9 protein-coding genes are annotated in these 15622 nt (G+C 42.0%); all 9 read right to left on the bottom strand.

The genetic code is table 11. From position 1 onward, the window contains the following. Positions 1–14 precede the first annotated feature (14 nt). Positions 15–1217 (bottom strand): methionine adenosyltransferase, encoded by a 1203-nt coding sequence (gene metK, locus MHB84_RS15985; protein ID WP_063567744.1) that lies wholly within the window; start codon positions 1215–1217, stop codon positions 15–17. A gap of 257 nt (positions 1218–1474) precedes the next feature. Next, positions 1475–1747, bottom strand: a complete 273-nt coding sequence (locus MHB84_RS15980; protein WP_053782866.1) for an alpha/beta-type small acid-soluble spore protein — start codon at positions 1745–1747, stop codon at positions 1475–1477. A 139-nt stretch (positions 1748–1886) separates the two neighbouring features. Further along, the gene (locus MHB84_RS15975) at positions 1887–2444 is read right to left on the bottom strand and encodes a hypothetical protein (protein ID WP_076287608.1); all 558 of its coding nucleotides are present in this window, start codon (positions 2442–2444) and stop codon (positions 1887–1889) included. Positions 2445–2551: 107 nt separating this feature from the next. After that, complete coding sequence (locus tag MHB84_RS15970) at positions 2552–5101, bottom strand: DUF4352 domain-containing protein (protein WP_076287607.1); 2550 nt, start codon at positions 5099–5101, stop codon at positions 2552–2554. A 139-nt stretch (positions 5102–5240) separates the two neighbouring features. Continuing rightward, positions 5241–8255, bottom strand: coding sequence for an S-layer homology domain-containing protein (locus MHB84_RS15965; RefSeq protein ID WP_076287606.1), 3015 nt, complete (start codon positions 8253–8255; stop codon positions 5241–5243). A 519-nt stretch (positions 8256–8774) separates the two neighbouring features. After that, a complete protein-coding gene (locus tag MHB84_RS15960; RefSeq protein WP_024631636.1) occupies positions 8775–9116 on the bottom strand; it encodes a hypothetical protein in 342 nt (113 codons plus the stop codon). A 206-nt stretch (positions 9117–9322) separates the two neighbouring features. Then, complete coding sequence (locus tag MHB84_RS15955; protein WP_076287605.1) at positions 9323–13201, bottom strand: S-layer homology domain-containing protein; 3879 nt, start codon at positions 13199–13201, stop codon at positions 9323–9325. A 160-nt stretch (positions 13202–13361) separates the two neighbouring features. Next, positions 13362–14489 carry a glycosyltransferase family 4 protein gene (locus tag MHB84_RS15950; RefSeq protein ID WP_053782860.1) on the bottom strand — a complete coding sequence of 376 codons (1128 nt, stop codon included), beginning with the start codon at positions 14487–14489 and terminating at the stop codon, positions 13362–13364. Between the two features lie 373 nt (positions 14490–14862). After that, positions 14863–15621, bottom strand: coding sequence for a WecB/TagA/CpsF family glycosyltransferase (locus tag MHB84_RS15945; RefSeq protein WP_076287604.1), 759 nt, complete (start codon positions 15619–15621; stop codon positions 14863–14865). Position 15622 lies beyond the last annotated feature (1 nt).

The following is a 15622-nucleotide window of genomic DNA, read 5'->3' as shown; positions in this document are numbered from 1 at the left end:
CTGTTACGTTTAATTTAAAGACCTGCTTGCTCTTTCAAAACGTCTGCTTTGTCCACTTGTTCCCAAGGTACATCCAGATCTGTACGACCGAAGTGACCATAAGCAGCCGTTTGTCTGTAGATTGGGCGACGCAGATCCAGCATACGGATAATACCAGCCGGACGAAGATCGAAGTTGTTACGCACAAGCTCTACCAATTTCTCTTCGCTGACTTTGCCTGTTCCGTATGTATCCACGTTGATCGATACCGGGTTGGCTACACCAATCGCGTAAGCGAGCTGGATTTCCACTTTGTCGGCAAGACCTGCAGCAATGAGGTTTTTCGCAACATAACGAGCTGCATAAGCTGCGGAACGGTCTACTTTTGTTGGATCTTTACCGGAGAACGCGCCACCGCCGTGACGTGCATAACCGCCGTAGGTATCTACGATAATTTTACGTCCAGTCAGACCTGCATCTCCTTGAGGTCCGCCAATAACGAAACGTCCAGTTGGGTTGATGAAATATTTAGTCTGCTCATCCAGCAATTCAGCTGGAACGACAGGCAGAATTACGTGTTCTTTGATGTCTTTTTGGATCTGCGCAAGTAGAGTCTCTTCAGCATGCTGAGTAGACACGACGATTGTATCAACACGTACCGGTTTGTCACCGTCGTATTCAATCGTTACTTGAGTTTTACCATCCGGACGAAGATATTCCAATGTACCGTTTTTACGCACTTCAGCCAAACGGCGAGCGATACGGTGGGATAATGCAATTGGCAAAGGCATGAGTTCAGGTGTTTCATTCGTTGCAAAACCAAACATCAGACCTTGGTCACCAGCACCAATGTTCTCTGTCTCGCGAGCCATTTGTTCCGGGTCACGGTTCTCCAGAGCTGCGTTAACGCCTTGTGCGATGTCAGCAGACTGCTCATTCAGAGAAGTTAGGACTGCACAAGTATTATAATCGAAACCAAACTTGGCACGAGTGTACCCAATTTCCTTAATCGTATTACGAACGATGGACGGAATGTCCACGTATTCAGAAGCTGAACTGATCTCACCGATGACAAGCACAAGGCCTGTAGCTACGGAAACTTCGCACGCTACACGAGCGTTTGGATCATTCGCCAGGAACGCGTCCAACACGGCGTCCGAGATCTGATCGCAAATTTTATCCGGATGTCCTTCAGTTACAGACTCCGATGTGAATAGATGTCGGCCTTTAATAGACATTGAAGTTTCAACCTCCCATAACGAGTAGTATGGCGATTGCCCGAACAAAACATTTACGTTGATTCGTTCACTGTACCCTCGAAAGCTTTCCGGGCGGAATAAGGACGCAGGGTCCGCAGTTACGAAGATAAGGATTTTTCAGGTAATGGCCTCAACAAAAAATCAACCTTTCCCTAGCGGAAAAGGTTGCGTACCTCAACTGCCATCTTAACGTATTTGTCAAGACGTGTCAAACGGATTGGGATAAGGAAAACACCCTATAAGTGCTGCTGTGCCTGGCGAATCAGCCTTTTTGTAATCTCTCCACCGACCGATCCATTCTCACGAGAAGTCAGATGGCCCCAGCCTTTATATTGCCCATAAGAGTGATCACTCACCTCACCCAGTTCAGAACCAAATTCGGTATCTGCACCAGCAAGACCTCTACCACCATATCCCACATTCAGACCAAACTCAGCGGCAATTTCATACTTCATCTGATCCAACATCTGACGACTTTCGGGTACCACTTTGCGGTTGCTTCTAGCCATGATTCCTGCACCTCCGATTATTGGTTGTGTACAGTTATATAGAGTGAGCAGGAACAGGGCTGGCTAGCCGTATTAATGTTTGTTAGAACTGGTTAATCTGAACAAATGAAATGAATAAAAAGTCTGACAAGTGCTCATCCTATTTCAGAGAATATCCACCACGTACCATTACAGTCAAGCTGTACTTGTTACCATCCAATACCGTTATACCCCGTCCATCTCTTGGAAAAGAGAGCAAGTGATTAGTCGGTGCTGTCTGACCATTCGTCAAATCAACCCCGTCCGTCAGATCAGCTACACCATTCGTACCTTCACTGACGATCACAGCTTTACCGCTACGCACGATGAACTCCGCGCCAGATGCACCGATCAGCTGTTGACCTGGCTTCACGGTCACAATCTCAACGGCATCAGAGGCTCCAGAGACCAATGGAGGAAGCGTTGTATCTCCACCCGTGCTGCCCGTTCCTGTAGATCCGCTGTTACTACCTGATGTACTTCCAGACCCTGTGTTCGTGCTTCCACCCAAAGCCTTTTGTATTTGCTGATCCACATAACTCTTCGTCACTACCGGATCATCTGCTGTTCCCGGTTGGCTTGTACCTGCACCAATTGCCGTATTGCTGTATACAGACCCAACCCACACGCCAACACCAATCGCCAACGCAGCCAGGGATACTTTCATATAAGGTTTCATTAATTAGTATACCTTCCTTTCTATAAAGATAATCTAAATATATAATTGTCGTCATTCTCTATCATATCTTTAATAGAAAGATTTCACAACGATGCTTAATCTATGACTCATTCTGCACTTGGTAGATTTCCGACAGCTGGAACAAAACCCATTGCCTGTGTTGCCAGCTTGATCCGTTGACCCTGGAACTCATCATATATAGCAATGCTATAAGCACCACTACGTCGATCTTCAAAAACAACATCTTGAATCGTCCAATTCAAAAATTGGTTGTTACCTTCTTTCAAATCTTTGTCCAATACAATCTCTTTATCGAATACTTTTCCAGTAGGTTCAATCACTTGCACAATAAGTTTGTGCTCACTTTCTGGCAAGTTCAACTCATTATTTCGTGCAGCATCATAATTCCATGAGAGGTTCACCGTTGATCCACCACTAAGAGAAGCTTTAAAGTCTCTCGTTTGAAGCGAGTAAGGATAGATTGCAAGATTTTTAATTGTGCTTGATGTGGACTCCTGATCAGGTTTAAGCTCGAATGAAGCTGCATCAACATATCCCGCGCCAGTACCAGTAGCCTCTTTCCCTGTGTTCTCCCCACTCACAGTCTCACCAATCAATAACCTCATATCGGAGACAACCGTTTTCCTGGGAATCTTGGACCACATAGTTACTAATGCAGAATCACCAGGCCCTGCTGGATAATCAATCTGTTTAACTGTTGTTTTGTAATACTCACCATTTTTGGATTCGTAGTATCCTGTTAATTTGGCTAGATCAATTTGCCGATCCTCAATGTTTTTCACCTGAAGCTCCGTGTAAACAATATCGGAAGACGTTCCTGGATAGATCAGTGTTCTTTTCACTTGGAGTTCAGATTTCTTCCCAGGTGTATTCAATGCATAGTTAGTTCCCAACTCTACTTGAGGAACCTGCGGGAGCTGTCCAATGTGTGTAAGTCTAATCAATTCAGATGAATTTTCACCTACTACTTCAGACAATGCAACTTGTAATTGAGCTACATCCAAATTGGTAGGAAGCGAAGTTAATAAATGTATATCGACCGACATCCCTGGTCCCAATAAAGCAGAATTTTGACTTACGAGTAGCTGAGTATTTGGTATATCTGCCGAATCTATTGATAACATCCCTTTTAGCTCAGGAAGCTTAATTGTATTCGTAGATATATTGCGTAAAGTTACTCTTGCTGACAGGACATCGGCGTTATCCCAAGGAAGACGCTGAACAGAATTCCATGTTACACCCAATGTTCCATTCTCAATCTGAAGTGTGCTCTCTGTACCAATGGACTGCTGCATGGAGTTGGCTTTGGGCAGGATGTATGTTCCGGCAGGATAGGAGAATTTAATCTCTTTGCTTTCCGTACCCTCTGCACCCTCAGCTTTTGGTGTATTCATAACCAATTTCAGTGTTCCATCTGCTTCATCGTAAGGCAAACTAAATGTCAGACGTACTAACCGCTCTTCATCCGGTTTCAACTTTAAATTATCCAGTGCCTTGGTAGATAATAGATAATCATTCCCTTTTTTGTTTTGAACAGAGAATTCATATTTAGGCACTGAAACTTCCCGTGAACCTGTGTTTTTAAATTTGAAGTTAACGGTATAGTAATTATTGCCATGAGTCTGACTTACACTGACGTCTCCCACACTAGTAGCCATCTTGCCTTTATTGTCGTCGAGCGTTATTGTGTGGACCTTTCCAACCTTAATTTCTGTATTTTGCAGCGAAGTTGATTTTGGCGTTTGCATGGTCGCGAGTGGAATAACCGATTTCTCAGCTTCATTTTCTTGAACCATAATAAGCTCAGCCCCATCCAGCTTTACCTTCTTGGGAACAGTTGTTATATAGTTTATGCTTTTGGACTCTTGAGGCTGTAAGCTGTACGTTGTATCGTTCGAATTCAGAGTAAGTGGATAGCTGCTACCACCTTTTGTTCTCAGAACCCACTTCACATTCGGATTTTCCAATCCCTTATAGCCAACGTTATGCAGATTAATTTTCACACTTGCATAATTGGATGTGTCTGAGGCAGAGAATGTCTGTAAACCCTGAACTTTTATTTTTACTGGAATATCATTAATCCGTACCTTTTTGACTGTATTCACTGGGGTAGCCACCGTGTACGAGGCAGGAATATTGATTTTCCCCAGAATGCTTTCATAATTTGGCTTGCTGAAGTCCCATTTTACAATTTCGAAATTCAGATTGCTGAGCTGTACGTTTTTTCCGACAGTCGTCACATATGTAACGGATAAAGTAGAGCCAGCAGCAACACTCTTTTTCTCTGCATCTTGCGTCAGCAATTTGGAAGTATAACTTGTACCACCTTTACTTCTAACCTTTGTCCAGTAATCGACTAACTGCAAGCTTTTTTTCTCATTGTTAGTATATGTGAGGGTGTACGTAATCAACTTGCCTTCATCTTGAGTAAGAACGTTAACATCTGTAAGTCTAACACTGCTTTTGGATGATAGCTTGACAGCCGGGACATTAGATAACGTTTTGACAACTTTTTGTGTTTGGGTTGTGTTACTAGGTGTTGCTGCTTGAACCATAGAAAAATTGTTAATCCAAGCAGTTTGAGCCAAACCAAGCACGGTACTCGCGATTATGACTTTCTTCAATTTATTTTTCACTTGAAACCTCCAAAAAGTTAAATTCCATTATATAACTTTATTATAGACGCTTTACTGCAAGAGGAAGTTTCAAAGATTTTACTTTATAAAACAAAAAGCCTTGCAAATGAATGCAAGGCTTTTTGTTACTAGTTAAATATTAGAACTGTTGACCAACAGTGAATGCATCCAGTGCATTATCATGTTCGTCAGTGATTGCTTCAGCGGCTTTGTTTTTCGCACCGTCGAATGTCAATTGAACAACTTTACCAGCAGTTTCACCTGTGTAAGTAGCTGTAACTTTAATCACTTTTTGATCTGTATTATCAGCAGCAGAATTGACGATTTCTACCTTAGTGATTGTAGCTTTAGCGCTACCTACATTCAAAGTGAACAGACCATTGCGATATGCATCATCATAAGCAAGGTTCAATTTAAGAGCTTCAGATGCATTAACTGTTACTGTGAATGTACCATCAGCAGCTTTAGTAATGGATCCGCCACTTGTAGTTGGAACAATTCCATCTTGTACTTCTACAGCTGTGAAAGTTTCGATTTTGTTACCGAAACCATCTTGAGTGTTGTTTGCAACTGTGCTCAATTTAACATTAGCAACGTTTTGTGGGATAACATTATCCGCAAATTTCAACACAAGTGTTTTGTTGTTATCAGCTTGAGTGTAGCTAGTTGGAGCATAAGTTGATCCATTTACATTCAAGCTGAAGTCACTGATAGATACGTTAGAAAGTGCAGTATCGAACTTCACTTTAACTTCGCTACGGCTAGTAGCATATACATCGTCAGTAGCTGCTTTAATTGTAGAAGCGCTCAAACCAGCAGTCAAAGCAAATCCGTTGTCATTGAAGTAGTTACCTTCGGAATCTTTAATGTAGCTTGCAGTTACTTTAGCAGCACCCCATTGTGTCGAAGTCAAGTCATTAGGGATAGCACCATTAGTTACAGCAATACGTACAGTGTTAGTAGAGATCAAGTTAATATCATTGTTCTCTTTAGCGATTTGGTAAGAAGCACCACCAACTGTAACTGTATATTTAGCTGCTTCCAGTGCACTTCCTTCACCAGAAGTTGCCAATGTTTTGTTGAATTGGATGTAGATGTATCCTGGTTTAGTACCAGTTGCATCAGACCACACGCGAGTAATTTTACCGTTTTGAGCTGTAGTAGCATTCAATGTAGCAGTGTATGGCAACAATACGTTACCAACATATGCAGTATCAACAATGCCGGATGCTGTCAATGTGTAAGTAGCATCTGCGCTCAAGCTGCTTCCCAAGTTTACAGTTACAGTTTTGTTAGTATCATTGTAAACTGGTTTGATTACTGGGTGACCATCTGCATCGATACCAGCGATAGATGGTACGTTACCTGCAGAGTTTTTCAACACGTAGTTGGAAGCATCTTGTGCAGAATCCAATTTCAACGATTTGCTGAATTGAAGTTTTGCATAGTAGTTTCCATTTTCTACGTAGAAATCAGTGCTAACAACAGTAGGACGAACTGTATCCAGTGTTGGAGTTACTTTAGCGTCTACAGAAGCAGTGTTGTTGCTGTAGTCACTTACAGTAGTCAAACGAATTGTGTTCTCAGTGTAGTTCAATGGGCTATCGAACTTCAGAGTCACTTTATTATCGTTGATCTCGATAGATTTAGCTGCATTGCCTGTTACGTTAGCATATGCACTTGCAACACTTTTGATTGTTTCATCGAATTCAACAGTTACTTCTTTCAAGTCGTTAGACTTAGCAGAAACAACTTGTGGTGCAGCTGTGTCTTCAGCAGCAGTGAATTTGCTTTCTACAGGAACAATTGACAGACCAGAGAAGTCTTGTACGCCACTCACACGTAGAGTGTGTTCACCAGCAGTCAAATCTGTAGTAACAATTGCTGTGTTAGGGTATACATACTTAACAGAAGCTGCAATTACGTTGTTGTCAACGCGGAACGAAGTAGCGTTAACAGTTGCGGAGTTTACTGGCTCACTGAATACTACTTTGAAAGCTTTTGTTCCCAAAGCTTTAACTTCTTTAACTTCTGGAACTGCTACATCAAGTGGAGTGAACTCTACTTTTTGAGAGAAAGTTTTAGTAGCATCTGCGTTTTTAACGTTGTTAATTTGCAGGCTAGTTGCTCTTTGGTTTGTAAGTTTGGAAGATCCTTCAGAGATCAACAAGCTTACAGTTGTTTTGTCGTCGGACAGTGTAGCACTTTTAAAAGTCAAACCGCTAACAACGTAGTTATTAGTGCTTTCAGCAGTAGCTGGATCTACCGTACCATCAAATTTAACTGTGATTTCTTTCAGGTTTGTAGCAGATACAGAAGATACTGCTTGAGCTACTGTAGTTACATAAGTAACTTTCTCAGTGAACTCTTTTTCTTTGTAAGTAAATTTCACTTCAGTTTCTTTGTTAGCTTCGAGAGCTTTATCCAAAGTCACTTTAACGGATTCTCCGTCACTCATTTTGAAAGTAACAACTTTACCAGCTTCAGTTACATCGTAAGAAGCAACTTTCAAGCTTTGCTCTTGATCAATTGCGTAAGCAGCACCTACAAGCAATTGACGGGAAGCATTGGATTGGAAGTTCAAGCTGGAATCAAGCAGACCAGCGTTGATAGCTGCTTGAACATAACCTTTAGCCCAAGCTGTTGCTGAGTTGTTAGTTTCAGTTGGAACTTCGAGATCCAAAGCGATTGTCAGAACTTTCGCCATTTCTTCGATAGTTACTTTACCGTTGAAGTCGAAGATTTTCTTTTCAACGTTTTTACCTTCCATGATGCCTGCAGCTGTTACTGCTTCAATGTAAGGAGCAGCCCAGTTTTTAGCATTGTAGTTTTTATCATTGTAAGAATATACACCAGTAATTTCTTTCAGGCCAAGCAATTTAGTGATAACTTTTGCGAACTCAGCGCGAGTCATCTCTTTGTCCAAACCAGCTGTTCCATCTGGGTAACCAGTGAAAACACCTTTTGCTTTCAATGCATCAAACTGTTGTTGTGGTGAAACTGCTGTATCACCGAATGCTACAGATGCAAACATCGAGAATGCCATTGCTGTAGACAATGCTACGGATAAAATTTTCTTCATAACCTTTTTTTCTCCTCCTTGGGCGTTCATAACATTTGAATTTTCTTTAATAGGGTCGCTCGTATTCCTCATATATTGTTGCACCCCCTTTCCAGAGTTGTGAGCAAGTTAATATAAATGATGTCTGTGAGCATATCACAGAAACTTGTAAACAATTATAATAATAGAATCATACGAAAATAGAGTAGTTTCCTAATCCTACCTAACGTATTATACAATGGGTTACTCTTGCCGTAAAGCAATTTTTTCTAATAAATAGACAAGATTCTTCACGAGGTCATTCTTGGTAAGAGGCCCAATGTTTTTGACTCTACATCTTAAACGCAGCAGATTTCAAAAAGTTGCGGATTCCTCAAAAAAAGTTTTGAACTTATTTATGTATTGATACAGTGCGGGTAATTTTGATGTTCAAAACCATAAATTCAGTGAAAAATAAGCATGTTGCTTGAAATTATATGGTGTATGAATGGATGGGGACGTTTATTTATACCCTTAAACCCGCTGCATGAAGCGACAAATTCTTCTAAATGTAAAATATAAATAAAAGGCACTCCATTTGGAATGCCTTTCGTAAAGTTTCGTTTCTATTCCTTAGCGAATTTTCATCGCAAGATCAATAATTTGAGCACGCATATTCGGATCACTGTTCAATCTCAGATACATGTCATCAATGGGTTGTCTATTTTCCCGGTACGTCTTTTCATGCTTCATCGTGGTGTGAGACCATTCAATTAAGTCATTCTCAGCCAGAACCAAATTGTTATACGCATCATGGAAGCCAGTCGCCTGTACAAGCCCTTCCATCACTTCTTGGGAAACTTCCTGTGTTTTACGTGTATCTTCTATTTTCTTCTCCAGAATGACTGCTTGTTTCTCGAACTGTGTCTTTGCCTTCATGTAGCCCAGCTGGGCTTTCGAATAAATCGGTTTCATTAGCTAACTTCACCCTCTAGATCATTGTGTATTTACCGTTATTGTATCTTAAACTCTAGCAAATTACAAAAATAGTTATTGGTAAAAAACAGTTTCCTTCTATTATAAAAGTGCTCTTTTCCAGTTTGATATACAGCTATAAAAGACCTGTCCCCAATTGCACAAGGGACAGGTCTTGCACTAATGCATAGATGAACTTACATGAATTAGCTCAAGTTTTTAGGGAAAACACTAGTGCTTTTTTTCAGTAACTCCACTGCAATTTTACCAGCTTCCGCGCGGGTGAGATTGCCTTTCGGGTTGAAGCTGATCTGTGCCTTCTTCTGTCCAGCTACTGTGGAAGAGGAGCCTTCCATAATTTTCGCTTTGGACACGGCCATAATGGAAGGGCCTGCATATTTCTCCATTTTACCCGAATCAACAAATGACTTGGCAAGTTGTGCTTCAAGTTTGCTATCGTTGTTCGCCAGCTTTAGTTTCAAAGCACGTGCAATCATAACAGCAGCTTGTTCACGTGTCAGCGGTTGATCCGGCCCAAATACCCCATCAGTCAGTCCAGTTACGATGCCCGCTCTTGCTGCAGTTTCAATTCGATCATAATCCCACGTTGCAGAGCGTGCACCTGGTACAAGATCCACAAAGGTACGGTTATTGTCAGAGTTGATTGGCAAATTAAGTCCTTTGACCAACAAGGTAGCAAACTCACCTCTAGTTGTCTGATCATCAGTACCAAATTGCTCAAAACGCAAGTTATTCATGAATCCTTTGGAATAAAGTCCATTCAAGATATTACGAGCCCAGTTATGATTTGTTATATCATTATAGCTGCGGCTTAATTTCATAACTTTATAATAACCAAACTCGTCAAACGGTACAGTAACTGTATGTGCTTTGGTATCTACCTCACCACCAATGTTTTCCCACTGGCGATTAGCTGTGTAACGATATACTGTAATCGTCGAACCTGCTTCGTCAACCACATTAGAGTCAAATGACAACGTAAGTGTCCCCCGCTGTGAAGGTGTAATTTTGCGTTCCGCAGGAGTCTGTGGATTACCGAACAAGCCTTCTACAGAGTATGGAGCAAGTCCGTCAGTTGGGGCAGCATATGTCGCTGAACCAAGATCCCCAGATTCACCCAAACCACCATTTACCCAGAAAATCTGAGATATACGACCGAAGTTGCTCGAAGCACTCGTGGATCCAAAGTTAAGCAAATACTCATCCGGAATGCTCCATGCAGGTGCACCACTACTTTCACCCGTTCCAGGGAAACCAATTACATTACCGTAGTCATTACGACGTTCTACTATACCTGTAGTCGGATCTGCAATACCAAACAGCAGTTTCGTATCTGGATAGTACTTCGTAATTCCTCTTGTATTCGTACTTTGCATGACTGTCCCTTTCGGGAAACTCAACTGTAACCCTTTATTAAAGACGGTATACTTGGTTGCTACCTTCGGAGCCATATACTGCGCATCCACACCTACTGTTCCCGTGTAGAATACTTCAATCGTATCATTGATACTTGTACCCGCACGGGTGATCGTAATTTTGATTTTGTTTTCCTTATCCTGCTTCAATCCTACATAATCATATACGAAACGGTTGTCCCCTAAATCTGTACGTTTCACAGCAGGGTCTTTGCCGATTAATACTTGCGTTGCTCCCTCTGCTTCGATATCAAAATGAACAAAGTTTTTGTTTACTACAATTTGATTACCAACCGTTGGTTGTGGAGAAAGAATGCGATACGCACTTACTTCTCTAACAATTTCTAATCTTTGTGTTGTCTTTGCTCCGGTCTCATTAATCAACTCCAGAGTGTACACATAAGTACCCGGTGCATCTGCAACCAGATCCTGAACACGCATGATAAAGTCCTTTTGATCACCAGCAAAATCATAAGTGTAGCGATCTCCTGCAAATGTAACCGTAGCATTACTTACCGAGTTAACCGGCAGGTCAACAGAGAGAATATTCTTGGTTCCCATATTCAGATTCATCTTAACTGCCCCACTACCACGCAGGACCACATCATAGTTTTTCAAACTCGTTGTGTATTTATTATCATTAAAGATAAATTCAGGTGTAAGATTGAAGATTAGAGGCAGCAGCGGGTTATCCGCGCTGAACTCTTTCGGTGGGAAGCTTGGGCGGTCTTTACCTACAGCCGGTTGAAAGTTCATAATGGTAGATACATTGTTATCGACAATATAAATACGCAATTCTTTTCTGATTTCCCGAGCCTGGCCCTTGTCGTCCTTACCTATACCTGTCAGAATAATACGGTTTTCTCCGAAGACCAAAGGTCCTTTCTCCAAAGAAATATCGAGATTAATGTTAAATACTCCGGTCGTTTTATTCAACCAATCGGGTTGCAAAGCTTCTGAAGTATTAGTAGATCTTACTTTCTCACCATTCGCAAATACTTCTGCAACGAAAAAGTTACTATTAATAGTATCATCAAAATCAATGTATTGCCCCTTAACTGCAAGGGTATTTCCGGAACTTACATTGTAAGTCTGTCCATCAGTAAGGTTTTCTACATAAATAAAGTTTTTGGAAGCATAAGAAATCGTCACATCTTTATATGCTGTAGAACCATCGTAATTGAAACGGACTGTCTGGTTACCGTTTTTCAACCCGGCTACTTTAAAAATATATCTAGTATCTGATACGGTTGCTACATATTGCAGAGGGATAGAGCTTGTTCCCAGTGGAAGATAGTTTGCTTTCAACCCTGTTTCCGGATTAGCTGGCTTGCCATTTGTTGTCACCATAATGTAGAAGTCACCTGAATCCACTTTAGCTCCGTTCAGGGGTTCTCCCGTTGGCAGATTCGTTATGCCCGTTCCACTGTACCCTTTGAGGTACTTCAAGTCAGTAATAACCGTTTGACCCTTCATGTACTGGAAATCCATTTTTTTACTTATAGTCTTCGTTCCATAAGTTACGGATAACGTATGATTTTGATCGACCAAAACTTCACCATTAGTATCTTTGTTAAAATTCACAGCATCGATATCAAAGGAGACTAACCAGTATGATGGCGTATTATCCTTCAAACTTGGAACAAACACTTCCTCAGTGAAGATAGGCGTTTCTTTCGTGGTGCTATTATCCACAATGATTTCGGCACCTTCACTGAATTTGTTTTTGTTCACTTCATCATAAGGAATCAGCATTTGCACATGCACTTTGGCCTTGTCTGTATCTTCTGTGAAGACTGGCTCAACACCGAGCAAACTCTGTCCATTCCCGTTTGAATCCAGCAAATCAAGCTTAACTATCGGATTTTTTTCATCATAATAAAATAAGGAATAGTTAAATGTGAGTGTATCCGAACCATTTTGTATCACCAACTTCAGGTCATTGACACCTGGGTTAAGCTTAAGCTGTGGTGAAAAAAAAGTGCCATCTTGTAAAAGCTGTGTCGCCAAAGCCTGCCCATTATTGACCGATACAGTTATTTTGGTTGCGTTCATGGCTTTACCTTGAAGAGTAATTTCATCTTTATTCACTACAATTTGTGTACCTTCATTAAGATCCAGATTATCTGAACCGCCTAGTACCTGCAGCTTCTCTACATAAGGTACCTGGTCAAATAAAATGTAGAACGTCTCTGAACGTTCATTCTGTCCTTGTGCACCTGTAAAAGTAATCCGGTTCATACCCGGATATAATGTTACATTTGCTTTGAAGCGGTTATCTGGTCTATCAACATCAAGGGTAACTACCGCAGGAGCAACACGTGTGGGGTCTTCCACCCAACGATTTCCACTTTGATCCCAGTTCAGAAGTTGGATGTTAGCTCCCAATGTGGACCCTGTTACTTTGGTATACGTGCCAGTAATCACTTGTTGCGGATCGGTAACTTTATATACTTTATCTCTCGTTATCTGATTGTCCCCTGCCGTCAATGTTAAATCAACTGTATTTCTCAGATCAGAAACATCGGGGGTGAAATAGCTTGTCAGTTTGTCCGCCGCCGATGCGACTGGTGCAAGGCCTGCTGGTATTAGAGATACAACCAGTGCCACCATCATCAGCCAAATTATCGGCTTCTTCGTACGCTGCATGCAATCATCTCTCCTCTTTTTAAGTCAGTTAACTTTTTTATCGGCCGAAAGGTTCCAATTATTTAGTAAAAACAGCAAAATAAACAAAAAACCTTGTCCACGAGGGACAAGGTTTGGGTTGAAAGAATATTCAATAAGATCAGTAAACGAGCGTTTCTATTTAGGATTTCGAGCGGGTCTCCGGGTTCAACTTGACGCGCATACGCATCAGGAAGTTAATGACCGGCCTTCTGGTTTTGCTTACAAGTCCGATGACTTCTGCTCCAACCTGGAGGAAGAACATCATAATACAGATCACGACGAACGTTACCCAGTTGGCTTCGAACATCGCAGCGGAAGATTGGATAATCGCCAGTACACCGAAGAAAGCGGCAATACCGTAGATGATCAGCACTGTCTGACGGTGACTGAATCCAAGCTCACGCAAGCAGTGATGCAAGTGACCTTTATCCGGTGAGAAAATCGGTTTCCGTTGTACCGCACGACGAATGATCGCGAAGAAGGTATCCGAGAGCGGCACACCGATAATGATCAACGGTGTAATGAAGGACACGACAGCAATTTGTTTGAAACCAAGCATGGACAGCATTGCCAGAGAGAAACCAAGGAATAGTGATCCCGTATCCCCCATAAAGATCTTGGCTGGGTGGAAGTTGAAGAACAAGAAACCAACAATACTACCAAGCAGTACAAGACACATCAAGGCAATCATCATATTACCCATCAGGAAGGACATCACAGCAATGGTACCAATGGCAATACCGGATACACCGGCAGCCAGACCATCCAGACCATCAATCAGGTTAATCGCATTTGTTACACCAACGATCCAGAGAATCGTCAGTGGAATGGAAACCCAAGCTTCTAGTGAAGAGTAAGCATCCTGAAAAGGAATATTGACGAAGTCTACACGGATATTGAATCCGAATACGACTACAGCAGCAGCAACAATTTGTCCGAGCAGTTTGACTTTGGCTGACAGTTCAAAACGGTCATCCAATGCACCAATCAGTACGATGATCGATCCACCAATCAGAAAAGCACTGACAAAGCTCATATCTCTTGTCGTAAACCATGCTGACACAAACGGAAGCAGTGCAGCAACGGTAATGACAAAGGCCAGGAAAATCCCTAGACCACCAAGACGTGGCATAATCCGAGTGTGCACTTTACGAGCATTCGGCGTATCCATTGCACCGATTCTGACTGCGAACTTTTTGACAAGTGGTGTCAGGGCAAGAGCCAGTCCCATTGACACGATAAATCCAATGATAAAGATCGCTACCATTTGAACATTCGACCCCCAATTATAATACCTGTAAGAAATTATAAATCCCCTGATCTCTTTTTATATATAAATTATTGTTCGTCACTTTTAATAAAAATACCATTTGCACCAGAACGGAGAGGACAGAAATAACCTGTAGAAGCGAAGCGTTCGCCTTTATCACGGGATTTCAACCTTACAAAGGTTGGATAAAAGAAATCCAGGGATAACAGCGATCAAAAGGTTATTCTGACATCGGAGTGACCATGTGCAACTATAAGTTTTTATTTGAGTGGCACACATGTAATCCGGAATGAATTATACGCTGATCACAGGCGAAATGCCAACCTCAATTTTTAGCAAAAACGTGCATTTTACTCGTAATAGCCTAATTTTAACGGACTTTAGTCACGTTTTCTTTGTCCCGCATCACTTTGACAGCGAATTTCGGAAGCGCAAGCATTCGGCCAGCCCGGCTAGGTTCCCGAAGTAGACGATAAAACCATTCCAGTCTTAACTTTTGGAACACTTTAGGTGCACGTTTGGTTTTGCCCGAAATCACATCAAAGCTGCCTCCAACCCCCATGGTAACGGGAACCTGAAGCGCGTCTTTGTACTTGTGAATCCACGGTTCCTGTGTGTCTGCCCCACGTGCAACAAACAGGAGATCAGGTGCAGCTTCACGGATGGAAGCGACAACCTGATCGTCCTCAGCCGGACCAAAATAACCGTCGCGATAACCTACAATTCGAATCGCCGGATATTGCTCTTGTAACCGAACTGCCGTTTCTTGAATCACCTCAGGTGTGGAACCGAGCAGATACACGCCCCACCGATAGTTTTCTCCAACACGCAGCAATTCATGTAAAAGCTCAAATCCAGGTACCCGCTCTGCCACAGGCTCCCCACAATAATTGGCAGCCCATACAACCCCTGTTCCATCGGCTACAATCATTTCCGCAGACTGCATAACCTTCATCATCGCCGGGTTTTCCAGCGCGGCCATGACCATGATGGGATTGGCTGTAATGACTTGGTGCGGCTGTTTTGTAAGCACTGCTTGGCGTAGAACCTCCACCGTTTCTTTCATCGTTAGTTTGGAAAAAGGAATACCATAGATTGAAACGGTAGGTATTGGTCCGGTCTGATTCATC

Origin of the sequence: Paenibacillus sp. FSL F4-0087, assembly GCF_038020215.1 — a bacterium.
GTDB classification, from domain to species: Bacteria; Bacillota; Bacilli; order Paenibacillales; family Paenibacillaceae; genus Paenibacillus; species Paenibacillus taichungensis.
This window is presented reverse-complemented; position numbering and strand designations above follow the sequence as displayed.

Coding starts and splice junctions, on each gene's coding strand:
- MHB84_RS15980 (WP_053782866.1), bottom strand. CDS start 1,747: ATGGCTAGAAGCAACCGCAAAGTGGTACCCGAAAGTCGTCAGATGTTG.
- MHB84_RS15945 (WP_076287604.1), bottom strand. CDS start 15,621: ATGAATCAGACCGGACCAATACCTACCGTTTCAATCTATGGTATTCCT.
- MHB84_RS15960 (WP_024631636.1), bottom strand. CDS start 9,116: ATGAAACCGATTTATTCGAAAGCCCAGCTGGGCTACATGAAGGCAAAG.
- MHB84_RS15965 (WP_076287606.1), bottom strand. CDS start 8,255: ATGAGGAATACGAGCGACCCTATTAAAGAAAATTCAAATGTTATGAAC.
- metK (WP_063567744.1), bottom strand. CDS start 1,217: ATGTCTATTAAAGGCCGACATCTATTCACATCGGAGTCTGTAACTGAA.
- MHB84_RS15950 (WP_053782860.1), bottom strand. CDS start 14,489: ATGGTAGCGATCTTTATCATTGGATTTATCGTGTCAATGGGACTGGCT.
- MHB84_RS15955 (WP_076287605.1), bottom strand. CDS start 13,201: ATGCAGCGTACGAAGAAGCCGATAATTTGGCTGATGATGGTGGCACTG.
- MHB84_RS15975 (WP_076287608.1), bottom strand. CDS start 2,444: ATGAAACCTTATATGAAAGTATCCCTGGCTGCGTTGGCGATTGGTGTT.